This window comes from Exiguobacterium sp. s143, assembly GCF_018618895.1.
Lineage (GTDB): Bacteria > Bacillota > Bacilli > Exiguobacteriales > Exiguobacteriaceae > Exiguobacterium_A > Exiguobacterium_A abrahamii.
Genome location: NZ_JACSMX010000002.1, coordinates 362,234 through 386,111 on the forward strand (window position 1 = coordinate 362,234; position 23,878 = coordinate 386,111).

A 23,878-nucleotide genomic window follows, 5' to 3' on the forward strand; every position below is an offset into this window, starting at 1 on the left:
CGTTACATGAACTTACCGAATCAATTGACAGTATTACGCGTTTTATTAATTCCTGTGTTCGTCATCGTACTTGCGATTGATCCGAACTGGGGACAGTGGGATGTACTGGGAGCCGAGCTTCCCGTCTCACACTTCGTTGCAGCTATCATCTTCCTTGTTGCTTCACTGACGGACTGGCTCGATGGTTATATCGCTCGCAAACAAAAATTAGTGACGAACTTTGGAAAATTCATGGATCCACTTGCCGACAAGATGTTAGTTGCAGCTGCTCTCGTCTACTTGGTGGAACTTGGATTCGTCGCAGCGTGGATCGTCGTCATCATTCTCTGTCGAGAGTTCGCAGTCACGGGTCTTCGTCTCGTCGCATCTGACGAAGGGATCGTCCTTGCTGCCGGAAACTCTGGCAAAGCCAAGACATGGGTCCAGTTGACATCAATTACGGCATACTTGTTGCACGATATCATCTTTGCGATGTGGAACATTCCGTTCGCAGATATTACGATGTGGCTTGCTTTGATCTTGACGATCTACTCAGGCGTTGAATATTTCTCGAAAAACATTAAGTTAATTACGAAATCCATGTAAGATGGATCAATTTAGACTGTTCGTCATACCGAACAGTCTTTTCTTATACTTCAAGAAGGTGAGGAATCAACATGAAAGCAGAAATCATCGCAGTCGGAAGCGAACTCCTCCTTGGGGAAATCGCGAACACGAATGCACAGTACCTTTCCGAATGGTTAGCGAGTGCCGGAATTGACGTTCATTATCATACAGTCGTCGGTGACAATCGCGAACGGATGCAAGAAACATTCCGTCAGGCACAACAGCGGGCAGATCTCCTCGTCATCACAGGAGGTCTTGGACCGACGGAAGACGATTTGACGAAAGAGGTGCTCGCTGATCTCCTCGGACGTGATCTCGTTCTCGATCAAGCGGCGTACGAGCGAATCGAAGGGTTTTTAAAGACACGTCAACGAGAGATGACGATTAACGAACGAAAACAAGCTCTCATCATCGATGGTGCGACGGTTTTACGCAATGATGCAGGACTTGCTCCTGGTATGTCGGTTCAGACCGAGCATCACCAATATATCGTCTTACCCGGTGTGCCACGCGAGATGAAGCAAATCCTCAAAGATCACTTCAGTCATCTGTTCGGTCAAGAAACGATCCGTTCTCGGACATTACGATTCTTCGGAATCGGGGAGTCGGCTTTAAACGACCGTCTTGAAACGTTGATCAAGGAAGCAACAAATCCATCGGTCGCACCGTATGCGGAGCTCGCTGAAGTTCGGTTGCGCTTGACGGCTAAAGCTCTCGATCAACAGGAAGCCGATCGTATGCTCGATGAACTCGAACAACACGTCCTTGCTGAAGTCGGCATGTACTTTTATGGATATGGGGAGACGAGTCTGCCGGAAGTCGTTCTAAAACGGTATCAAGAAGCAGGATTGACACTTTCACTTGCCGAATCACTGACGGGAGGAGCCGTCGCGAGTGGTCTCGTTGATGTCAGCGGTGCGAGTCAAGTGTTGCGCGGGAGCGCCGTCGTCTATGATGATGCAGCGAAACAAGCCGTGTTATCGGTACCAGAGGATTTATTACAAGAGCATACTGCTGTCAGTAAAGAGGTCGCGATCGCGATGGCTGAAGGGGCACGGGAACTGTATCAATCCGATATCGCCGTCGCCTTGACGGGAGAAGCAGGTCCGACGAGCAACAGCGGAAAAGCGGTCGGAACGGTCTATTGTGCTGTTGCAGACGCACATGGAACACGGATCGTCGAATGGCAATATCCTTCGTTCGATAGAGGCATGATTCGACTGCGCGCCGTCAAGGATACCTATTTCCTTCTACTGAAACATCTCGAAAAAGCACCAGAGTGAGAAAAATGATCAAAGTGCAAGTATACGAATAAATGTTCGTAAAATGCTTGTCATTCGGTCTCAAAAGAAGTACAATAATCTCAGTAAGATAATTAAAAGGAGGCCTGCTACGTGAGTGATCGTAAAGCAGCACTTGAGATGGCGCTACGCCAGATAGAGAAACAGTTCGGTAAAGGTTCTATCATGAAACTCGGAGAAAATGCGGATCAGAAGGTATCAGTAATCTCTTCTGGATCGATTACATTAGATATTGCCCTAGGTGCAGGTGGATACCCACGTGGACGGGTCATCGAAGTATACGGACCTGAATCGTCAGGTAAAACAACGGTTGCGCTTCATGCAATCGCAGAAGTTCAAAAACAAGGCGGACAAGCAGCGTTCATCGATGCGGAGCACGCGCTTGATCCAGCATATGCAAACAAACTCGGTGTCAACATCGATGAGCTCCTCTTGTCACAACCGGACACTGGGGAACAAGCACTTGAAATCGCGGAAGCACTCGTTCGTTCTGGTGCGGTCGATATTCTTGTCGTCGACTCCGTTGCGGCACTCGTACCAAAAGCAGAGATCGAAGGCGAGATGGGTGACTCACACGTCGGTCTTCAAGCACGTTTGATGAGCCAAGCGCTTCGTAAACTGTCTGGTGCAACGAATAAATCGAAGACGATCGTCATCTTCATTAACCAAATCCGTGAAAAAATCGGTGTCATGTTCGGTAACCCGGAAACAACTCCAGGTGGTCGCGCACTCAAATTCTACTCGTCTGTTCGTTTAGAAGTGCGTCGTGCGGAAGCGTTGAAAAACGGTACGGACGTCGTCGGTAACAAAACGAAGATTAAGGTCGTCAAAAACAAGATCGCGCCTCCGTTCAAACAAGCGGAAGTCGACATCATGTATGGTCTCGGGATTTCGAAAGTCGGTGAGTTGATCGACATCGGAACAGACCTCGATATCGTTCAAAAAAGTGGTGCATGGTACTCGTACAACTCAGAGCGTCTCGGTCAAGGACGTGAGAACGCGAAGCAATACATGGTCGAGCATCCGGAAGTCGCAGCAGAGGTCGAACGTTTGATTCGTGAACACCACGGTCTCGTCGATCGCGAAGAGCCAGTTGATTTTGAAGCAGAACAACCAGAAGATCTATTTGCTGAATAAATCGTTTTAGAGAGGATTCGCATGCGAATCCTCTCTTTTTTTAGTGTAAAAGAGGAAAACAGTGGAATTCTTTCCCGTCCGTTCGTTGACAATGAACGAGTGCTATCCTTACAATATAGATGTACGTTTTTTAGACAGCTTCGATGAAATACCGAAATGAACTAAGAAACACCTTGCAAAGGGGAGGTGAACCCATGAGTACACTGACTTGGATTGTCATACTTCTCCTCACTTTGCTGATCGCATTCATCGTAGGCTACTTCTTGCGGAAATCGATTGCAGAAGCGAAAATTCAAGGCGCAGAAACGGAAGCGAACAAAATCGTCGAACGTGCGCGTGAATCAGCTGAGGCAACGAAAAAAGAAGCAGTACTCGAAGCGAAAGATGAAGCATTCAAACTTCGTAACGAAGTGGAAAAAGAATTGCGTGAACGTCGCCAAGAGCTAGCGAAACAAGAAGCCCGGTTGCTCCAGAAAGAAGAGACACTCGATCGCCGTGTTGACGCTATCGACCGTAAGGAAGATCAAATCAATACACGTGATGCAGAGATCGCGAAACGGAAGCATCAAGCTGAAGAACTAGAGCGCAAAGTAGAGGACCTGTATGAACAGGGACGTCAAGAGCTTGTCCGCGTCGCGAATTTATCGCAAGACGAGGCAAGAACGATCATCATGGATGAGACGAAACAGGCTGCTTTACATGACGCAGCCATTCTTCAAAAAGAAATCGAACAAAAAGCAAAAGAAGAAGCCGACAAGAAAGCACGTAACATCTTGTCACTTGCGATTCAACGGTTCGCCGCTGAACATATCGCAGAGACGACTGTATCGGTCGTCAACTTACCGAACGATGAGATGAAAGGTCGGATCATCGGACGGGAAGGCCGCAACATCCGTACGCTCGAGACCTTGACTGGGATCGACTTGATTATCGATGATACGCCGGAAGCCGTCATTTTGTCTGGTTTTGACCCAATTCGTCGCGAAGTCGCTAAAATGGCGCTCGAGAAATTGGTTCAGGATGGTCGGATTCACCCGGCCCGTATTGAAGAGATGGTCGACAAATCCCGTCGTGAAGTCGACGAGCGGATTCGAGAAATCGGGGAAGAAGCGACGTATGATGTCGGGATCCACGGCATTCATCCGGACCTTGTCAAAATTCTCGGTCGCTTGAAGTACCGTACGAGTTACGGACAGAACGTCCTGTATCACTCACTTGAGGTTGCCCACCTTGCAGGTATGATGGCAGCTGAACTTGGAGAAGATGTCACGCTTGCGAAGCGTGCGGGTCTTCTGCATGATATCGGGAAAGCGATCGACCACGAAGTCGAAGGCAGTCACGTTGAGATTGGTGTCGAGCTCGGTACGAAGTACAAAGAGCATCCAACCGTCATCAACGCGATCGCATCCCACCACGGGGATACGGAAGCGACATCTGTCATTTCCGTCTTGGTCGCAGCTGCGGATGCATTATCTGCTGCTCGCCCAGGTGCACGTCAAGAGACACTCGAAAGTTATATCCGCCGTCTCGAACGCCTCGAGGAAATCTCGGAATCGTTCGACGGTGTCGAAAAATCATTTGCGATCCAAGCGGGTCGTGAAGTCCGTATCATCGTTCGACCTGACGTCGTCGATGACGTACTGGCTCACAAGATGGCGAGTGACATCCGGAAAAAAATCGAAGAAGAACTCGATTATCCGGGACACATCAAGGTCACGGTCATTCGGGAAACACGAGCAGTCGAATACGCGAAATAAGTGGAGTGGCGGGCGACCGCCACTTTTTTTAATGAACGGAGGAACAGCAATGAAGATTTTATTCATCGGAGACGTCGTCGGTGCACCCGGTCGACATATCCTACAACAATTCACAGCACGCTTGAAAGCGAAGTACAACCCGAACGTCATGCTCGTCAACGGCGAAAACGCAGCACACGGACGCGGCATCACGAAGTCGATCTATCATCAATTCCTTGAACTCGGATTCCACGGGATCACGATGGGGAACCACACGTTTGATAACCGCGACATCTTTGACTGGATCGACGACGCGGATCGAATCGTCCGTCCGGCAAACTATCCAGAAGGTACGCCAGGTCGTGGGATGATGATCGTCAAAGCAGGTAATAAAAAGATTGCCGTCATCAACGTCCAAGGAACAGTCTTCTTACCACCGCTCGGTGACCCGTTTCGTACCGTCGATGCATTAATTGCGGAAGTCGAAGGAAAAGTCGATGCGATCTTCGTTGATGTCCATGCGGAAGCAACGAGTGAGAAAATTGCGATGGGCTATCACCTCGATGGTCGAGTACAAGCTGTCGTCGGCACACATACGCACGTCCAGACAGCAGATGAGCGTGTCCTTGACGGAGGAACGGCTTACATCACGGATGTCGGGATGACAGGTCCGCTGAACGGCGTGCTCGGAATGCGCCAGGAAGATGTCCTACGAAAATTCAAGACACAGCTCCCAACACGGTTTGAAGTTGCCGAAGGACGGGAACAACTTAATGGAGTCTTGATTCATATCGATGACACAACCAAAAAAGCAACGAAGATTGAACGGATTCATCTGACGGATCAGTCAGTATTCTTCGACTGATTGCCATTTCTGGATGGGGAGGTACACGCATGGACGTCCTGAAAGTATCAGCTAAGTCGAATCCAAACGCGGTAGCAGGTGCACTCGCGGGTGTCATTCGAGAGAGAGGTTCCGTCGAGATTCAGGCCATTGGTGCGGGAGCGCTCAATCAGTCTGTCAAAGCCGTCGCCATCGCACGCGGATTCGTGGCGCCTTCTGGCATCGACTTGATTTGTATCCCAGCCTTCACAGACATTTTGATTGATGGGGAAGAGAGAACCGCCATCAAACTCATCATCGAACCACGATGACGAATTGGACATAGGTCCTATTTGCAAGTAGACCATTTACTCGACTGGAGTAGATGGTCTTTTTGCTGCGTCCGCGAAATTTTCTCACCTTTCCACCGAGGGAGCATTGTACTACTTCCGGTAAATCGGTATCATGAGGGAGGATAGAGAGAACTATCATTTCAGGGGACAGAGAAGGAGCGAACGTCGATGTATAATCAGTTATCATGGAAAGTTGGCGGTCAGCAGGGAGAAGGGATCGAATCAACAGGCGAAATCTTTGCGATTGCCTTGAATCGACTCGGCTATTACCTGTATGGTTACCGTCACTTTTCGTCACGTATCAAGGGAGGACATACGAACAATAAGATTCGTGTCGCGACACAGGAAGTCCGGACGATTTCCGATGATCTCGATATTTTAGTCGCATTCGATCAAGAGACGATCGATGTTAACTTCCATGAATTGCGTCAAGGTGCCATCATCATCGCGGATGCGAAATTCAATCCGACGAATCCGGACGAAGCACGCGCTTCCTTGTATGCGATTCCATTTACGGAGATTGCAGCTGATCTCGGTACGGCTTTGATGAAGAACATGGTCGCGATCGGTGCATCGAGCGCGATTCTCGGCATTGCACCGGAGCGTTTCCAAGCCGTCGTCGAACAGATTTTCGGCCGAAAAGGTCCAGACATGGTCGAGAAAAACTTAGCGGCAATCCGTGAAGGCGCAGCAGCGTTCGAAGCACTTGCAGGAGAGGGCGAACGGTTCGTCTTGGAACCGGCTGACGGAAAACAACGGATGTTCATGATCGGAAACGATGCGATCGCCCTTGGTGCGATCGCCGGTGGAGCGCGTCTGATGGCAGCTTACCCGATCACACCATCATCTGAGATCATGGAATACTTAATCAAGAAACTGCCGCAGTTCGGCGGAACGGTCGTCCAGACGGAAGACGAATTGGCGGCAGTCACGATGGCGATCGGGGCGAACTACGCAGGTGTCCGTGCTTTGACAGCATCTGCTGGTCCAGGATTGTCATTGATGGCGGAAGCGATCGGGTTATCCGGGATGACGGAAACACCGCTCGTCATCGTCGATACACAACGAGGTGGTCCGTCAACCGGTCTACCGACGAAACAGGAACAGTCTGACTTGATGGCGATGATCTACAGCACGCATGGTGAAATTCCGAAGGTCGTTTTGGCACCGTCAACGGTCGAGGAAGCGTTCTACGATGCAGCAGAGGCATTCAACATCGCAGAGGAATACCAGTGTCCTGTCATTCTATTGACGGATTTGATGCTGTCTCTTGGAAAACAATCGGTCGAACCACCGGATATGTCACGCGTTGAGATCCGACGCGGGAAGTTGATCCAGGAAGACTTACCGGAACTTGAAGGAAAAGCGTACTTCAAACGCTACGAAGTGACGGAAGATGGGATCAGCCCACGTGTCATTCCAGGCGTCAAGCACGGGATTCATCACGTAACGGGTGTTGAGCACAATGAGGAAGGGCGTCCGTCGGAAGCGACGAAGAACCGAGTCGATCAGATGACGAAGCGACTCCGTAAGCTGAACACGTTCCGCTTACAGGATGCCGTTCTCGTAACGGAGCATCATGCAGAACCGGATATCTTATTCGTCGGTTTCAACTCGACACGTGGAACAATCGAAGAGATCATGCCACGACTCGAAGCACAAGGAATCAAGGTTGATCACTTGCATATCCGTCAAGTCCATCCGTTCCCTAGTGAGCTTGTCACGCCACACTTAGAGCGGGCAAAACGAGTCATCGTCGTCGAGTACAACGCAACGGGACAACTGGCGAAGCTGATCCAGATGAACTGTGGACATGCATCGAAGATCGAGCATATCCTGAAATTCAATGGCGACCCGTTCTACCCAGCAGAGGTGGTCGAGCAGGTCGTAGGAGGGGTATATCATGGCAACCTTTAAAGATTTTAGAAACGATGTCAAACCAAACTGGTGTCCAGGGTGTGGAGACTTCTCGATTCAAGCAGCGATTCAGCGTGCTGTCGCGAACGTCGGTCTCGAACCAGAAGAGTTGGCATTGATTTCCGGGATCGGCTGTTCTGGTCGGATTTCCGGTTATATCAATACGTATGGCTTCCACGGTGTTCATGGACGGTCCCTTCCGATCGCCCAAGGTGTCAAGATGGCGAACCGCGAATTGACGGTCATCGCGTCTGGTGGCGACGGTGATGGATTTGCAATCGGCATGGGACATACGATTCATGCATTCAAGCGCAATGTCGACATGACGTATATCGTCATGGACAATCAGATTTACGGCTTGACGAAAGGACAGACGTCACCTACTTCTGCACCTGGATTCAAGACGAAATCGACGCCAAAAGGGTCGATCGAAAAGAGTGTTTCACCGGTTGAACTCGCCTTGACGGCTGGTGCGACGTTCGTTGCCCAAAGCTTCTCGAACGATTTGAAGGGCTTGACGCAACTGATCGAGCAAGCGACGGCACATAAAGGATTTGCCTTCATCAACGTCTTCAGTCCATGTGTCACGTTCAACAAGGTCAATACGTACGATTGGTTCAAACAGAACTTGACGAAGCTGTCCGACATCGAAGGATATGATCCGTCGAACTTGGATCTTGCGAAACAGACCGTTCATGCTCACGACGGACTCGTCATGGGATTGATCTATCAGGATGAAACACGTCCTGATTACCAGTCACAAATCGATGGGTATCAAGAATCGGGTCTTGCGTATGCGGATCTTGAGCTGAACGAAGAAACATTCGGTAAACTGGCAGCAGAATTCATGTAAGATAGAGGAAAGATGTGTTTGGTTTTTTGGGGATGCTAAACATTTGGAAGTTCGCCACATATAAAAAACGTGAGCTTCCGCGAAGGAGTCGGGGAAAGATGACGAAATTAGTAACGACGGTAGAAGAGACGACAACGACAAAAACGATGCGTGCACTCGTCAAAGAAGAGCGCGGGTTCGGTGCGGCACTGAAAGAAGTACCAGTACCCGTACCGAGTCGTGGAGAAGTCTTGATTCGAGTCGAGGCAACATCGATCTGTGGGACGGACGTGCATATCTATGAGTGGGACGCGTGGGCAGCCTCGCGTGTCAATCCGCCGTATGTCTTCGGTCACGAGTTCTCAGGCGAAGTCGTCGAGCTCGGAGAAGGCACGAAACGCTTGAAGCTCGGTGATCGTGTCTCGGCGGAGACGCATATCGTCTGTCATCAATGTAAACAATGTCTTCGTGGACAATATCACATCTGTAAGAACACGAAGATCATCGGTGTCGATACACAAGGATGTTTTGCAGAATACGTCGTCATGCCGGAAGAAAACCTTTGGGTCAACCCGGAAGATATGCCAGCAGGGATCGCCTCGATCCAAGAGCCGATGGGCAATGCCGTCCATACGGTTCTCGCGAGCGATGTCAGTGCGAAAACGGTCGCAATCGTCGGTTGTGGTCCGATTGGTCTGATGGCGGTCTCCGTCGCTAAAGCAGCTGGTGCGGCGGAAGTCGTTGCGATCGACGTCAATCCGTATCGTCTTGAACTCGCGCGGACGATGGGGGCGGATGTCGTCATCGATTCACGTCATGACGATGTGTTAGAGCGGATCGAGCGCATGACGGACGGAGATGGAATTGATGTCGTCTGTGAGATGAGTGGTCATCCGGTTGCGATTCGTCAAGCCTTCGAGATGGTGACAGCAGGTGGAGACGTCAACATCCTCAGTCTGCCGGTCAAACCGGTTGAAATCGATTTGACGAACCACGTCGTCTTCAAAGGTGTCCGGGTCCAAGGGATCACCGGTCGGAAGATGTATGAGACATGGAGCCAGGTTTCTGCTTTCTTATCGAGCGAAAAAGTCGATGTCCGACCATTAATCACACACACGTTGCCGCTCGAGCGGTTCGAAGAAGGATTTGAATTGATGCGTCAAGGGAAATGCGGGAAAGTCGTATTACAACCAAGGGGGACGAATTAATGGGATTTGAACACTTACGGACAGAACTAGAAGAGATGAAACAGGCGGGCACGTTCCGCAACCTCGTAGCACTTGAGAGCGCGCAACATAACCGCGTGACGATTGACGGGAAGGAACTGATTCAACTGTCGTCAAACAACTACCTTGGACTCGCCGCACATCCGCGTCTCGCTGAACAAGCAGCGGAAGCAGCGCGCACGTTCGGTGCTGGAACAGGATCCGTTCGGACGATTGCCGGAACACTCGAGATGCACCAAGCATTCGAACGGGAACTCGCGACATTCAAGCACACGGAAGCAGCACTTGTCTTCCAGTCTGGATTCGCAACGAATCTCGGTGTCTTATCGGCACTGCTCGGTCCGGAAGACGTCGTCATCTCGGATGAGTTGAACCACGCTTCGATCATCGATGGGATTCGTCTGACGAAAGCGAAACGCCGCATCTATAAACATGTCGACTTGGCGGATCTTGAAGCGGCCTTACAAGAAACACAAGACGCGCGGACGCGCCTCATCGTCACGGATGGTGTCTTCTCGATGGACGGAAACATTGCACCACTTCCAGAGATCGTTGAATTAGCCGAGCGTTATGACGCACTCGTCATGGTCGATGATGCCCATGCGTCAGGTGTGCTTGGGAAAGCGGGACGCGGTACGGTCAATCACTTCGGTCTTGACGGACGTGTTGCCCTGCAGGTCGGTACGCTCTCAAAAGCCATCGGTGTCCTCGGTGGATACGTCGCGTGTGAACAGCACGTCAAGGATTATCTGATCCATAAAGGACGTCCGTTCTTGTTCTCGACATCACATCCACCAGCAGTCGTCGAAGCGAACCGGGAAGCGCTCCGTGTCATGGAGGAAGAGACGGAACTCTTCGATCGTCTATGGGAAAACACGGAATTCTTTAAACAAGGACTCCGTGATCTTGGATTCGACATCGGAACATCGACGACGCCGATCACACCGGTCATCGTCGGGGATGAAGCACGTTGCCACGAGTTGTCGGACCGCTTACGTCAAGAAGGTGTCTTTGCTCAAGGCATCGCCTTCCCGACGGTCGCAAAAGGCAAAGCACGTGTCCGGACGATCGTGACGGCGGAACATACGCGTGAAGATTTAACGACGGCGCTTGCAGCTTTCGAAAAAGTCGGTCGTGAATTAAACTTGATCGGTTGATGCTGGTCACGGACGAACCAGGTCCGCATACTTTCAGGCAGTGGGTCGATGACCCACTGCCTGAAAGTGCGTCATGACGAAAGAATCAACGTCGACCGTTTTTACTTTTGCGAGATAGGGAATAACAGATGAGGAAAGGATGTGACCTGATGAGTACGAAAAAGAAAGGGATTTTGCTCTCATTTTTGATGCTGACGCTGCTCCTTGGGGGTTGTATTCGCATCCAATATGATGCGACGATTCATACCGATCAGAGTGTTACCTTAAAGACGACATATGCCGCAAAGGAACACCCGGTAGCGCGTTTACTGAACCTAAATCCGAATTGGAATAGTTATGTTAAGCAGGCAGAAAAGAACGGTTATGCGGCGAAAACGTTTAAGACGAAGGATGACTATGAAGGAATCCGGATGCAGAAGACATTCGCGAACTTCAAGGACATGACGTCGATCAAGGACGAATGGAAGACAGGTATCGGAGGGATTCTCATTCCACCTGATACGAAGTTCGACATGAAAAAATCGGACGGTTTTTGGTTTGATACGTATCGACTGGATACGAACATCGATCTCAGTATCGATCGTTTGAATATCAAAGGCTATCAACCGACAGGACAGGTCAAGAAACTCGCCGACCGGTATATCCGTCAAGCCGATATCGAGATCAAGCTCCATGGCCCAGAAGTGATCGGTCTCCAAAACGGTGAAAAAATCGACTGGTCGAATTACCATGATGTGTCATGGAAATTATACGGAACGAAAGCCAACCAGCTACAGTTGATTGCGTATGTACCGAATCCGACAGGTTGGATCATTACCGGTATCGTGTTATTGATCGGTGTCGGATTATTCCTCTACTGGGTCTTTCACCGTGTCCGTCGTTTGCGCCGGCAACAGTTGAAGACGATCAGCATCTCGCTCCTCGTCTGTTTGATCGTCGGGGGAGGCGCGTGGTGGGTGTTCGCGGAGGATACGTCAAGTGCGCCGCCACCAACGCGCCAGATCGTCACGCAAGGAAAGAGTGAAATCGTGCCGACGTTCCTCGTCCACGGGTTATTCGGGACGGAGCGGACGTTCGTGCCGATGATTCAAAACTTCACGAATAAAAAAGTCGCCGATGATGGCGGTCGATGTGACGTGACCCGTTCCGGGAAAGCGACCTGTAGCGTCAAACCATCATCGACCGGCTACCCACTTGTCCGAATCGTCTTCGCAGATGATGAGGCAAGCCTTGTCGATCAGCAAAAGTGGTTGAATGCGGCGATTGCAGCTTACGATGCGAAACAAAAAGCGACCTTTGCCGATATTCAGCTCGTTGGGCACAGCATGGGTGGTGTCGATGTCGTCGCCTACACGGTCCAAGAGGAGATGCCGTATCACGTCCGAAAAGTCGTGACGCTCGACTCACCGATCGCCGGTTCGGATTACGCGAAGCTTGGCTTGACACTTGCGCCACTCGGCACGAATACGAACAGTCCTGCGATACGTGATCTTGCGAAAGGTTCTCCAGCGATGAACAATCTGACCCAACGGCTCGAGACGTGGCCACGCGACGTACTCGTCTATTCGTTTGGTGCCAAAGGAGGCGACTTCAATCTGATTTCGTTGAAGAGTTCGTTTGCACTCGAGAACTACACGGATAACATCCAGACGAAGTCCTATAAGTATGATCACTTTACGATTCATCGCCGGGAGCCGGTCTTCCGCGAAATCCGCAATTTCCTGTTTAAAGAAAATCGAGTCACGGAGGAGGAACCATCATGAAACAGGTCGTCATCGTCGGCGGAGGAATTGCCGGTCTAACGGCTGCGGCATTGATTGCACAAGAAGGACATGCCGTCACGGTACTTGAAGGAAGCCGTGAATGGGGAGGGTCAGCCGGGAAGTTCACACGCCGGGACTTGACGTATCCAGTTGGAGCGACCCTTGGGATGGGATTTGAACCGGGTGGCATTCATGCCCGTGTGCTCGATCATCTCGGAGTGACGCACCAAGTCGAGCCACTCGACGTCGTCATGACGATTCGCATCGAAGGACGATTGATTCATTATTATCAAAATCGTGATGCGTTTCTAACCGAATTGACCTCACATTTTCCGGAGCAGGCATCGTCGATTCGGGCATTCTTTGCTGAAATCGAGCAGATACACGAGGCAATTCGTCCACTGATGGCAGAACTGCCGGCATTGCCACTTCAAGATTTAGCCGACGTCCGGCGGTTAGTTCGTCACACGAAAAGTGTCGTCCTCTTACCATATTTTCCGCTGACGATTGGTCATCTGTTACGCAAACATCGACTAGCGGATACGTTGTTCGCACAAGTGATCGACGGGATCCTACTCGACAGCATGCAGACAGGACAGGAGGCGTCAGCTTTACTAGGAGCCGTCGCCTTATCGATTTACCATGAAGGTGCTTATTATGTCCCGGGTGGATTATACCGACTGGCCGAGCAATTGAAAGAGATAGCCGAGGCGAGCGGGGCAACCTGTCTCCTTGGGAGAAAAGTCACGTCGATTCGAAAGACACCGGATGGTTTCTTGATCGAGGATCGTCGCGGACGCTTGATGCTTGCTGATGCTGTCATCTGTGCAGTTCCGCTTGAAGGCATCCGGGAAGTCGTCAGCGCGGATATGCGACGAACGTTACGACGGACGTACCAGCGACAGGAAAAGCTACAGCAATGGGCGACCTTTACGTATTATGCGGCGATACCGGAGTCGATCATTTTGTCTGCTGAAGCATTCCGGCAAGTCCATGATCCGTCCCTACCTTCAGGTCATGCCTTCATCTCCCTCTCCCGTCCAGATGACCGGTTACGTGCACCAGCCGGTCAGCGGACGCTGACGATGTCATGCCATGTTCCGATTGGTACGTTCGATAAGACGAACCGGAAACGCTACGACGAACAGGTCGAGAAGATGTCGGCAATCTTCGAAGCCATTCTTGAACAACAGTTTCCAGGTTTCCGTCAACAGGCAATCGAACGTTATCCGGGTGGACCCGGTGCGTGGGTACGCTATACGTTCCGTCCGGACGGTGGAGTCGGGGGATATCCGCAACGTCCGAGTACAAGTCTCTTGTTCGCAGCACCGTTTCGTACGGGCATCGATCACTTCTTTGCAATCGGGGACACGATCTTTCCGGGTGCCGGGACGGTTGGGGCGACGACGTCTGCGATTCATGTTGCCCGACAGTTTGACGTCAGATTATGAGAAATCGTCGTAAAATGATGAAAGAAGCGACGCATCTGTCGCTTTTTTCACATTTGAGGATTATGATGAGGAAGAGTCGGGAACATGATATCCATGAACAGAAAGAGAGAAGGAGTGAAGAACCATGGAGACATTCGAGCAAAAATGTCAGTCGTTCATTCAGGAACGACGACCTGAAGTCGGTCCGATTCAATTCGAGTCGGCGCGTACGTTTCTCAATGCACGCGGTTTAAGCGTTTACGAACGGATTTATCAAGGGAAAGAGGAAGTCCGATTAGCGTTCGTCGAGCAGACGAATGGTCAACAACTCGTGTCATTAATGGAAAATACATTCGGCAACGGACTGGTCTATTTTGTCTCAACGGCAACCGCGACATGGGATGGCGACCGTTTTGGTGAATACACGTTTTAAGTACATAGAGAGTCCCAGTCGATGACTGGGGCTCTTTCGTGTCGAAACCTAATCCTTGTCCCGTTCGTAAGGTAGATAAGTGACTCAGTTGAAGGAGGAAACGATGTGTCATCACTTGAACAACCTAAAACATCGACACGGCGGCTTGCGACCGTCTCGTTGATTTTCATGGCGGTCGGATTCATCGTCTCATTGCCATTTAAAGAAAATGCGTGGGTCTTTTGGCTCCAGAGTGGTTTTGAAGCCGGACTCGTCGGTGGGATTGCTGACTGGTTCGCGATCACGGCGTTGTTTCGCCATCCGCTTGGCTTAAAGATTCCCCATACGAACCTGTTGCCGAAAAATCGGGAACGGGTCATCGAATCAATCGTTCATATGCTCGAGACGGACTTGCTCAATAAAGAGAGTATCGTCGCGAAACTCCAGCATATGACGCTCGCAGATCGTGTCATCAAAATCTTACGTTCGATTCTCGTTCTACCTGCTTTTCGAGCGACCGTCACCGAGCTGTTGATTGGTTTAATTCGGAAACTACCGAAAGAGGCGATTCTTGAGTTTGCGAATACACGGGTGACGGAGACGATCAAAGCGTATCCGTCAAAACGGCTAGCTGTCCGAGCGATGCAATTGAACGATGAACGTCGTCTCGACGAGTGGCTGATGGACCAGTTACTCGATTATGGGCAACGTCTGCTCGAAGACCCCGTCATCCGCGATCAGATTGGGCGCCTTGCCTATACGGCGATGATCGATCAAGAAAAGAATACGTTCTTGCGGGTGACGGCGCGAACCGTCCAAAAAGTCTATTCAGAAGAAAAACTCAGTCTAGTCATTCAAGGTGTCTTGTTGACGGTCATTCAAGATATGCGACACGTCCATCACCCGAATCGTTTAGCGATTCTTGATCATTTGCGTCGTAATCTGGCACAGTTATCGATTGATGAAGAGCGTCTAGCGAAAATCGATGCTTGGAAGGCAAGCGAGGTCGACCGGTTTGACTTCGTTCCGGTCATTGAACGCGCGTATGATGCTGGTTTGATCGAACTCGAACGCTACTTGACGTCAGATGCCTTCTGGACGGAACGGGCGATGCCAATGCTTTCGCGCGCTTTAGACGACTGGGAACAGCATCCGACGTTCAAAGATAGCAGTGATCAATGGATGAAGGAGCAACTCGTTCGTTTCGTCGAACAAAATCATCAAAAAATCGGTGGACTCGTCCGCGAGAACTTAAACCGGTTCGATACGGAGACACTGATTCATATGATCGAGGATAAGGTCGGCAGTGACTTGCAATGGATTCGGGTCAACGGGGCATTGTGTGGATTCATCATCGGTTTGATTCTCGGTGCGATCAAGGTGTTCGTCGGATGAGCCGGTGGACATATGATGTGACGTTGTCGGAAGCATTTGATTTTAAAGGAGTCGTGTCTCGTTTGACGGGAGACCCGTTACAAATCGAACAGGATGGGCGACTCGTCGTTCCGATCTTCATCAACGATCAGGCATACATCACGACGATGGAAGCCATCGATGGTTACACGTTACGGATTGACGGTTCAGGACCGCAAACAGCGGTGCTGACGCAACTCAATCGACGCTTTCGACTCAATGAGCCGAATCCTGCGCAGCGTCTCAAGGCGACGTCGTTACACGCGATCGTCGAACAGTTCGGTGACGAACGACTCGTGCTTGATCATTCACCGTTCACGGCCTTGATTCGCTCGATCATTCATCAACAAATCAATCTGTCATTTGCCCATACGTTGACGGAACGTGTCTTTCGAACATTCGGAACGGTCAACGACGGAATCATTCTTCCGCCGACACCGCGTCAATTAGCAACGGCGCGTCGCGAGGACTTGCTTGCTCTGCAACTATCAGGACGTAAAGTCGATTATCTGCTTGGTGTAGCGACAGCAGCGATTGATTATGATGCATTGACGTCAGCCGACGATGCAGAAATCGCCGAGACGTTGATTGCACTGAAAGGCGTCGGACCATGGACGGTCCAAAACGTCCTGATGTTCGGGTACGGTCGTCCGGACCTTTTTCCGGCATCAGACATCGGGATATTACGGGCTTTCGAACGGTTACTCGGTTACCGACCGACGGTGGAAGAAGCGACGCGACTGGCAGAGGAATTTGCCCCTGTCCGCAGTCACGCCGCCTATCTATTATGGCGTTCGATTGAATAAGGAACTATTCTTGTCACTCTATCGCGAGAACGGTATAATGAATGCGACAGAACGAGGAATCGTTCAGAATGCTAAGGGAAGCGACGTGTTCGCTAACGATAGAGGGGACGAATGTGGATGTATACAGATGAACAAATCATCGAAAAAGCCAATGAAATCGCTAAAATGATTTCAGAGACACCGGAAGTAGAACGATTTAAAGCGGCAGAAGCCAACATCAATGGAAATGAAAAAGTCCAAAAGATGATGAAACAAATCAAGTTCCTTCAAAAAGAGGCAGTCAACTGCCAGCATTACGGCAAAACAGAAGCACTCGCACGTGTCGAAGCGAAGCTCGATAAATTGTTTGCTGAGCTCGATGAGATGCCTGTCGTCCAACAGTTCCAAGAAACACAAGAAGAAGTCAACGGACTTCTCCAATACATCACGGTGACGATCTCGAACGGGATTACGGATCAAATCATCGAAGCGACGGACGGAGATGTTCTCGCTGGTAAGACAGGTAGCGGCATGGAAGCAGAAAACAAAAGCGGCGGTTGCGGCTACTAATCACGAAATGAACGAAAAGCCGACGGACATCCGTCGGCTTTTTCTACGAATGAGGTGGAAGAATGGAAGCAGTACACAACACTCCGATGATGAAACAATACTTCTCAATCAAGGCGGATTATCCGGATGCCTTTTTGTTTTATCGACTCGGTGATTTTTACGAATTATTCTTTGAGGATGCCAAGAAAGTCGCCCATGAACTGGAGTTGACGCTGACGGCGAAAAACGGCAAGAACGCGGAACATCCGATTCCGATGTGTGGCGTGCCCCATCACGCAGCGAACGGCTACATCGAACAGTTGATCGAGCGTGGTTATAAAGTGGCGCTTTGTGATCAAGTCGAGGATCCGAAGTTGACGAAAGGACTCGTCAAACGCGAAGTCATCCAAGTCATCACACCGGGAACGTTGATGTCCGCCTTGACGGAAAAAGAGAATCGGTACTTAGTCGCGGTCGTCGAACAGGACGGTCGCTTTGGGATTGCCCGCGGTGATGTCTCAACAGGTGAGAGTGCCTTGACAAGCGTTGCGACACTCGACGGTGTAGTCAAAGAACTGAGCATCATTTTGCCACGGGAAATCATCGTCACGACAGAGGAACACGAGACGGCGCTCGCGCACTTACGGATTCCACTGACGCGTAGTTCTCGGCGCGAATCGCATCCGCACGGGGATCGTGCGATTGATACAGCCCAAGCGGAAGCCTTTGCGGTCCTCTATGCCTACATGCACGATACACAAAAACGAGCGTTGACACATCTACAACCTGCTGTCGTCTATGAGGCGAGCGACTTCATGCAACTCGAGCCGAATACGGTCAAGAATCTCGAGCTCGTTCGCTCGGCACGGACAGGAGACAAAAAGGGTTCGTTGCTTGGTCTACTGGATGTGACAGGTACAGCGATGGGCGGACGGATGCTGAAACGCTGGTTAGAAAAACCGTTGTTATCGGAACGTGTCATCACGGAACGGCTCGACGCTGTCGAGGAATTGTTGCAACACTATTTCGAGCGTCAACAACTAAAAGATACGTTACGCGAAGTCTATGATCTCGAGCGACTCGTCGCGAAAGTCGGGTATGGAACAGCGTCTGCGCGCGACCTCGTTCAATTGAAGTCGACGTTGCGATTGATTCCCCGCATTCAATCAGCGCTTGAGGAGATGATGAGTGAACGTCTCGGTCAACTCAGTCTCGGACTTGATCCGCACGATGAGTTGAGCGATCTACTCGATCGTGCTTTCGTCGAAGCCCCACCGATCTCAACGAAAGAGGGCGGAATGATTAAGGCTGGTTATTCCCCAGACCTCGACGAGTTACTCGTCGCCTCAAAAGACGGCAAGACATGGCTTGCGACACTTGAAGCCAGTGAACGGGCAGCAACCGGTATCAAGACGTTGAAGATCGGCTACAATCGCGTCTTCGGTTATTACATCGAGGTCTCACGTGCGAATGCCAAGCTGTTGCCGGAAGGACGGTATGAACGGAAGCAGACACTTGCCAATGCTGAGCGTTATATCACACCGGAACTGAAGGAAAAAGAAGCATTAATCCTTGGTGCGGAAGAGAAGAGTGTCACGCTCGAGTACGATCTCTTCTGTGGAGTGCGCGATGAAGTCAAAGGACACATCGAAAGCTTACAACGGGTCAGTCGCCGGATCGCGGAACTCGACGTCCTCGTCGCACTGGCTGAGATTGCCGAGACGCACGACTATGTCCGACCAATCACGACGACGGGACGAACGGTTGATATTCAGCAAGGACGTCACCCGGTCATCGAGACAGTCTTACCGCGCGGTGAATACGTCGCGAACGGGATTACCTTAAACGAAGGACGCGAGATGCTGTTGATTACTGGACCGAACATGTCCGGTAAATCGACCTATATGCGACAGTTCGCCTTGATTGCTTTATTGCATCAAATTGGCTCGTTCGTACCAGCTGCTCAAGCGGAACTGCCGATCTTCGATCAAATCTTCACCCGGATCGGGGCGGCAGACGACCTCGTCAGTGGACAGTCGACATTCATGGTCGAGATGGTCGAGACACAAGAAGCCTTGACGCGTGCGACGGACCGGTCTTTGATCCTGCTAGATGAAATTGGTCGCGGGACCTCGACGTACGACGGGATGGCACTCGCACAAGCAATCGTTGAACACATCGCCCGGCACGTTGGAGCGAAGACGCTATTTTCGACCCATTATCATGAACTGACGGTGCTCGAAGAATCGATTGATCGATTAGCGAACGTTCACGTCCGTGCCGTTGAACAAGATGGGCGTGTCGTCTTCTTGCATGAAGTACGCGACGGAAAAGCCGACCAATCGTACGGAATCCATGTCGCGCGGTTAGCTGATTTACCGGACAGCTTGATTGAGCGGGCGCAAGTCCTCTTGTCCGAGTTCGAGCAGGCAGAGCCTATTCCGGTCGCAGCACCTGTCAAAGCTCCTGTTCAGGAGGAGCCGGTTGATCAACTCAGTCTGTTCTCAGAAGCGGATCCGCTGCGTGAGACGATGGCGAGTCTTGATTTAATCAACATGACGCCACTCGAAGCATTGAATACGCTGTACCGCCTACAAGCCGAAGCGAGAAAGTGAGGAGAATGCAGTGGGAATCATTCGTGAATTATCCGATAGTTTAGCGAACCGGATCGCGGCGGGAGAAGTCGTCGAACGACCAGCATCGGTCGTCAAGGAACTGGTCGAGAACGCACTTGATGCCGGTGCGACACAAATCGATGTCGAACTCGAAGAAGCTGGAATGAAACGGATGACGATCCGCGACAACGGACACGGGTTTTACCCGGATGACGCTGAACTGGCTTTCGTCCGTCACGCGACGAGTAAGATTAAGGATGAGCATGACTTATTCCGAATCAAGACACTTGGTTTTCGTGGAGAGGCACTTGCCTCGATCGCGTCCGTCAGTAAAGTGACGTTGAAGACGAAACGTGAGGACGCGGAAGGGATTCAAGTGACGCTTGAGTACGGGACGGTCGTCGAACGGACACCAGCAGCAATGAACCGGGGAACGGAATTGACGGTCGAGCATCTCTTCTTCAACACACCGGCTCGATTGAAGTATTTGAAGACGACGCATACGGAGCTTGCGGCGATCACGGACGTGTTGAACCGGATGGCGTTTGCTCATCCAGACGTCAAACTTCGGGCTACCCATGAAGGGAAGACGTTGATTCAGACGAATGGATCAGGAGACGTCCGGCAAGCGCTGGCGAGTGTCTACGGTCATCAAACGATTCAAGGAACGTTGGTCGCAAAAGGTGCGAATGCCGATTATCAATTGACGTGTCATCTCGTCAAACCGGAAGTGACCCGTGCCTCGAAGAATTACATCACGTTGATTCTCAATGGACGTTCGGTCAAAAACTTCGCCCTGACGCAAGCGGTCTTGAACGGTTACCATACGCTCTTACCGATCGGGCGGTATCCGATTGCAGTCATCGAGGTGACGATGGATCCACTCCTGATCGATGTCAACGTTCACCCGGCGAAACGAGAAGTCCGTCTTTCAAAAGAGATGGAGCTCTGCCAGTTGATTCAGGAGACAATCAAGATGACGCTCAGCCGGGAGACGCTGATTCCGAAAGTGACGCCATCGAAACCAAAAAAGGATCCGAGTAGCCAGGAAAAACTCGATTTTTCTTACGTCGCGGAACCAGTCGAAGAAACGTCATCGCGAGCGGTCTGGAATTATCCGATTCCGAAAAAGCCGCAAGAGGACGATCGACCACCTGTAGAGAAATCATTACCGTTTAGCAACGAGGATGATCTGTTCGAGCCCATCGAGCCGGTCAAGCAGGAGTTTACTGAATCGATTGAGGAACCACCCGCGCGTCCGCGCTTTCCGCATCTCGACGTCATCGGTCAACTCCATTCATCCTATATCGTCTGTGCCGGGGAAGACGGGATGTATATGATTGATCAACATGCAGCACAGGAACGAATCAAATACGAGACGTATAAGGTCATGTTCGGTCGACCACCGGAACAACGACAGCAATTGCTCTTACCGTATACGTTTGAAATCTCGTCGGATGACATGAAACGGATGGAGGAAGTCCTTCCGTTACTAAAAGACGTTGGCATCGAGTTCGAAGCATTCGGTCCACAAAGCTTCATCGTCCGAGAAGTTCCGACGTGGTTCCCGTCCCATCGGCAGGAAGAGACGATTCAGGAATTACTCGATGAAGCCTTGATGAAGCGAAAAATCGATCTCGAGACGTATCGGGAAGATGCCGCCATCATGATGGCGTGTAAGAAATCGATCAAGGCGAATCATCCGTTGAACGATGAGATGATGCGCCGGTTGATTGACGATCTAGCGAAAACGGAAATGCCGTTCACGTGTCCGCACGGACGTCCGGTCATCATCGAATGGACGACGTATGAACTTGAGAAGTTATTCAAACGGGTCATGTGATCAAGATGAGGAGACGATTCCATTCAGGTGTCGTCTCAGATTAAAAAGGGAGCTGACTCAAAAGTCAGTTTCCTTTTTGTTCGTCTCGAATCATTTTTTGTACTGATACACGACTGACTGGTTTTTGTTTGTGCTAATACAAAAAAAGGTGAGAATTTTCATGAGAACGGTTACTTCAGTTGATTAACTAGATTTCATTGATTGTTGAAGGAAAGAGGCGGATAATAAGACCCGAAACTGTTAACAAGGGGACCTTTATCATGTTGTCACGCGTTATGCGTATCATTCAAATCATTGCTCAAATCGCACTTATTTTTTGTTTTTCACTCAGTGGGGACTGGGTGAGCGAAACTTTCCAGTTACCATTACCTGGTAACATCATCGGCTTGATTCTGCTGTACGTGACGTTAAAAAGTCGACTGCTTCCTCTCGTCGCTGTTGAACGGGGCGGAACCTTTCTACTGTTCGTCATGCCGTTATTTTTTGTCCCAGCACTGTCCGGAATCATGGATTATACGGCATTCCTTCGAACATCTGGTCTTCAAGTCGTGTTGATCGTTGTCGTCAGCAGCCTGCTGACGTTAGTCGGATCAGCGTATATTGTCGATCGCTTGGCACACCGAAAAGAGGCGGTGACCCGACATGAGTGAGACACTTTTTTGGATCATCCTGACCATTCTTTTATTCAGTGGCGCAATGTTCCTTTATCAACGTCATCCTCGTGTCTGGACGTTACCGATCCTGACGGTGACGGCTGTCTTGATCGTGATTCTCGTCTATAGCGGCGTCTCACATGCAGAATACATGCAAGGGGGACAATACTTGTCGAAGATGCTCGGTCCAGCGATCACGGCATTTGCGATTCCGCTCTACCGGGTCCGGCATCACGTCCGCCGTTTTTTACCGGAAATCGGACTTGGTGTGTTGCTTGGAACCTGTATTGCGATGAGTTCAGATTTGTTACTCGGTCTGCTGCTTCATCTCGAGCGGACGACGAACCTTGCCTTGTTACCGAAATCGGTCACGTTACCCGTTGCCTTAGCGATCTCACAAAAAGCAGGCGGGACGACGACGTTGACGGCTGCCTTCGTTTTATTGACCGGATTGACGGGATCAATCGTCGGACCAAAATTAATGACGGGCTTGAAAATTCGGCACTTCGTCAGCCGTGGAGTAGGCTTGGCATCGATTGCCCACGTCATGGGCGCGACGAAATCGATGAGTCTTGATCAGCGCGAAGGGGCGGTCGGTCTGTTGACGATGGTCTTGACGGCTGTCTGTGCCAGCATTCTCGCACCGTTTTTAATCACATGGTTATATGGCTAAACACTCTGTTTTTTCAACGGAGTGTTTTTTTGTAACCGATTGAAACTTGTCGACCACTTTTGCAGTATAGTACAACAGAAAACAGGGTGGAGGAGAAGAGGATGATCATTTGGATTAACGGTACGTTTGGCGTCGGGAAGACGACGGCAGCAAAAGGGCTACAACAACGCTGGAGCGGATCACACATCTTTGATCCAGAGGAGACAGGCTATTTTTTACGAGCGCAACTGCCGGAAAACAAGGATGATTTTCAGGATGAGCCGTTGTGGCGCACGTTTAATCGACAGCTCCTCGAACAGCTCGATACGGAAGATGCGCGGATCATCGTACCGATGACCTTGACGAATCCAGCGTACTTTCAGGAAATCATCGGAACGTTACGCGAGACTGGACATGATGTCCGTCATATCGCCCTGATGGCGAAGGAGACGACTGTCAAACGCCGCCTGATCAGCCGCTTTGAGCGTCCAAACTCGTGGGGCGGTCAACAAGCGGAACAACGACTACGGCAATTATCCGATCCGCTGTTCAGTCAACAGATCGAGACGGATGATCTGACGAAAGGGCAAGTCATTGATGCGATTGCTCTCGTGACCGGGATCGGACTCTCGCCTGCCCGACCGTAAAGGATTCAAGAGAGATGTTTCCGGGAAT

The 23,878-nt window shown here is 50.6% G+C and carries 21 protein-coding genes; all 21 read left to right on the plus strand.

What is annotated here, in order from left to right:
- Positions 1 to 6 precede the first annotated feature (6 nt).
- The 21 genes from pgsA (at position 7) to KNQ03_RS10205 (ending at position 23,850) form a co-directional block, all read left to right on the plus strand.
- Positions 7 to 585, plus strand: a complete 579-nt coding sequence (gene pgsA / locus KNQ03_RS10105; RefSeq protein WP_023467700.1) for a CDP-diacylglycerol--glycerol-3-phosphate 3-phosphatidyltransferase — start codon at positions 7 to 9, stop codon at positions 583 to 585.
- 71 nt (positions 586 to 656) lie between these two features.
- Positions 657 to 1,889, plus strand: a complete 1,233-nt coding sequence (locus KNQ03_RS10110) for a competence/damage-inducible protein A (RefSeq protein WP_214724529.1) — start codon at positions 657 to 659, stop codon at positions 1,887 to 1,889.
- Between the two features lie 111 nt (positions 1,890 to 2,000).
- Complete coding sequence (recA, locus tag KNQ03_RS10115) at positions 2,001 to 3,044, plus strand: recombinase RecA (RefSeq protein ID WP_023467702.1); 1,044 nt, start codon at positions 2,001 to 2,003, stop codon at positions 3,042 to 3,044.
- A gap of 194 nt (positions 3,045 to 3,238) precedes the next feature.
- The gene (gene rny, locus KNQ03_RS10120; RefSeq protein WP_023467703.1) at positions 3,239 to 4,801 is read left to right on the plus strand and encodes a ribonuclease Y; all 1,563 of its coding nucleotides are present in this window, start codon (positions 3,239 to 3,241) and stop codon (positions 4,799 to 4,801) included.
- Positions 4,802 to 4,850: 49 nt separating this feature from the next.
- On the plus strand, positions 4,851 to 5,645 hold the full coding sequence (locus KNQ03_RS10125; RefSeq protein WP_023467704.1) for a TIGR00282 family metallophosphoesterase: 795 nt from the start codon (positions 4,851 to 4,853) through the stop codon (positions 5,643 to 5,645).
- 29 nt (positions 5,646 to 5,674) lie between these two features.
- Entirely contained in the window at positions 5,675 to 5,935 is a 261-nt protein-coding gene (locus KNQ03_RS10130; protein WP_023467705.1) for a stage V sporulation protein S, read from the plus strand.
- A gap of 189 nt (positions 5,936 to 6,124) precedes the next feature.
- Positions 6,125 to 7,873, plus strand: a complete 1,749-nt coding sequence (locus KNQ03_RS10135) for a 2-oxoacid:acceptor oxidoreductase subunit alpha (protein WP_035398188.1) — start codon at positions 6,125 to 6,127, stop codon at positions 7,871 to 7,873.
- On the plus strand, positions 7,860 to 8,726 hold the full coding sequence (locus KNQ03_RS10140) for a 2-oxoacid:ferredoxin oxidoreductase subunit beta (RefSeq protein ID WP_023467707.1): 867 nt from the start codon (positions 7,860 to 7,862) through the stop codon (positions 8,724 to 8,726). Before KNQ03_RS10135 ends, KNQ03_RS10140 begins: the two co-directional genes overlap by 14 nt.
- Positions 8,727 to 8,824: 98 nt before the next feature.
- The gene (gene tdh / locus KNQ03_RS10145; RefSeq protein ID WP_149427018.1) at positions 8,825 to 9,913 is read left to right on the plus strand and encodes an L-threonine 3-dehydrogenase; all 1,089 of its coding nucleotides are present in this window, start codon (positions 8,825 to 8,827) and stop codon (positions 9,911 to 9,913) included.
- Positions 9,913 to 11,088, plus strand: coding sequence for a glycine C-acetyltransferase (locus KNQ03_RS10150; protein WP_023467709.1), 1,176 nt, complete (start codon positions 9,913 to 9,915; stop codon positions 11,086 to 11,088). Before tdh ends, KNQ03_RS10150 begins: the two co-directional genes overlap by 1 nt.
- A 146-nt stretch (positions 11,089 to 11,234) precedes the next feature.
- Positions 11,235 to 12,851, plus strand: a complete 1,617-nt coding sequence (locus KNQ03_RS10155) for an alpha/beta hydrolase (RefSeq protein WP_214724749.1) — start codon at positions 11,235 to 11,237, stop codon at positions 12,849 to 12,851.
- Positions 12,848 to 14,302, plus strand: a complete 1,455-nt coding sequence (locus KNQ03_RS10160; protein WP_214724531.1) for a phytoene desaturase family protein — start codon at positions 12,848 to 12,850, stop codon at positions 14,300 to 14,302. The genes KNQ03_RS10155 and KNQ03_RS10160 overlap by 4 nt, the downstream gene beginning before the upstream one ends.
- A 124-nt stretch (positions 14,303 to 14,426) precedes the next feature.
- Positions 14,427 to 14,714 (plus strand): hypothetical protein, encoded by a 288-nt coding sequence (locus tag KNQ03_RS10165; protein ID WP_029341204.1) that lies wholly within the window; start codon positions 14,427 to 14,429, stop codon positions 14,712 to 14,714.
- Between the two features lie 105 nt (positions 14,715 to 14,819).
- On the plus strand, positions 14,820 to 16,088 hold the full coding sequence (locus tag KNQ03_RS10170) for a DUF445 domain-containing protein (protein WP_371743253.1): 1,269 nt from the start codon (positions 14,820 to 14,822) through the stop codon (positions 16,086 to 16,088).
- Positions 16,085 to 16,912 (plus strand): DNA-3-methyladenine glycosylase family protein, encoded by an 828-nt coding sequence (locus KNQ03_RS10175; RefSeq protein WP_149427020.1) that lies wholly within the window; start codon positions 16,085 to 16,087, stop codon positions 16,910 to 16,912. The genes KNQ03_RS10170 and KNQ03_RS10175 overlap by 4 nt, the downstream gene beginning before the upstream one ends.
- A gap of 111 nt (positions 16,913 to 17,023) precedes the next feature.
- On the plus strand, positions 17,024 to 17,461 hold the full coding sequence (locus tag KNQ03_RS10180) for a YlbF/YmcA family competence regulator (RefSeq protein ID WP_023467714.1): 438 nt from the start codon (positions 17,024 to 17,026) through the stop codon (positions 17,459 to 17,461).
- A 62-nt stretch (positions 17,462 to 17,523) separates the two neighbouring features.
- Positions 17,524 to 20,055, plus strand: a complete 2,532-nt coding sequence (gene mutS / locus KNQ03_RS10185; RefSeq protein WP_149427021.1) for a DNA mismatch repair protein MutS — start codon at positions 17,524 to 17,526, stop codon at positions 20,053 to 20,055.
- Between the two features lie 10 nt (positions 20,056 to 20,065).
- Positions 20,066 to 21,898: a DNA mismatch repair endonuclease MutL gene (gene mutL / locus KNQ03_RS10190; RefSeq protein WP_149427022.1), complete on the plus strand. Its 1,833-nt coding sequence runs from the start codon at positions 20,066 to 20,068 to the stop codon at positions 21,896 to 21,898.
- A 260-nt stretch (positions 21,899 to 22,158) separates the two neighbouring features.
- Positions 22,159 to 22,548 carry a CidA/LrgA family protein gene (locus KNQ03_RS10195; RefSeq protein WP_214724533.1) on the plus strand — a complete coding sequence of 130 codons (390 nt, stop codon included), beginning with the start codon at positions 22,159 to 22,161 and terminating at the stop codon, positions 22,546 to 22,548.
- Positions 22,541 to 23,224 carry an LrgB family protein gene (locus tag KNQ03_RS10200; protein ID WP_055967125.1) on the plus strand — a complete coding sequence of 228 codons (684 nt, stop codon included), beginning with the start codon at positions 22,541 to 22,543 and terminating at the stop codon, positions 23,222 to 23,224. The genes KNQ03_RS10195 and KNQ03_RS10200 overlap by 8 nt, the downstream gene beginning before the upstream one ends.
- A gap of 101 nt (positions 23,225 to 23,325) precedes the next feature.
- Positions 23,326 to 23,850 carry an AAA family ATPase gene (locus tag KNQ03_RS10205; RefSeq protein WP_149427024.1) on the plus strand — a complete coding sequence of 175 codons (525 nt, stop codon included), beginning with the start codon at positions 23,326 to 23,328 and terminating at the stop codon, positions 23,848 to 23,850.
- Positions 23,851 to 23,878 lie beyond the last annotated feature (28 nt).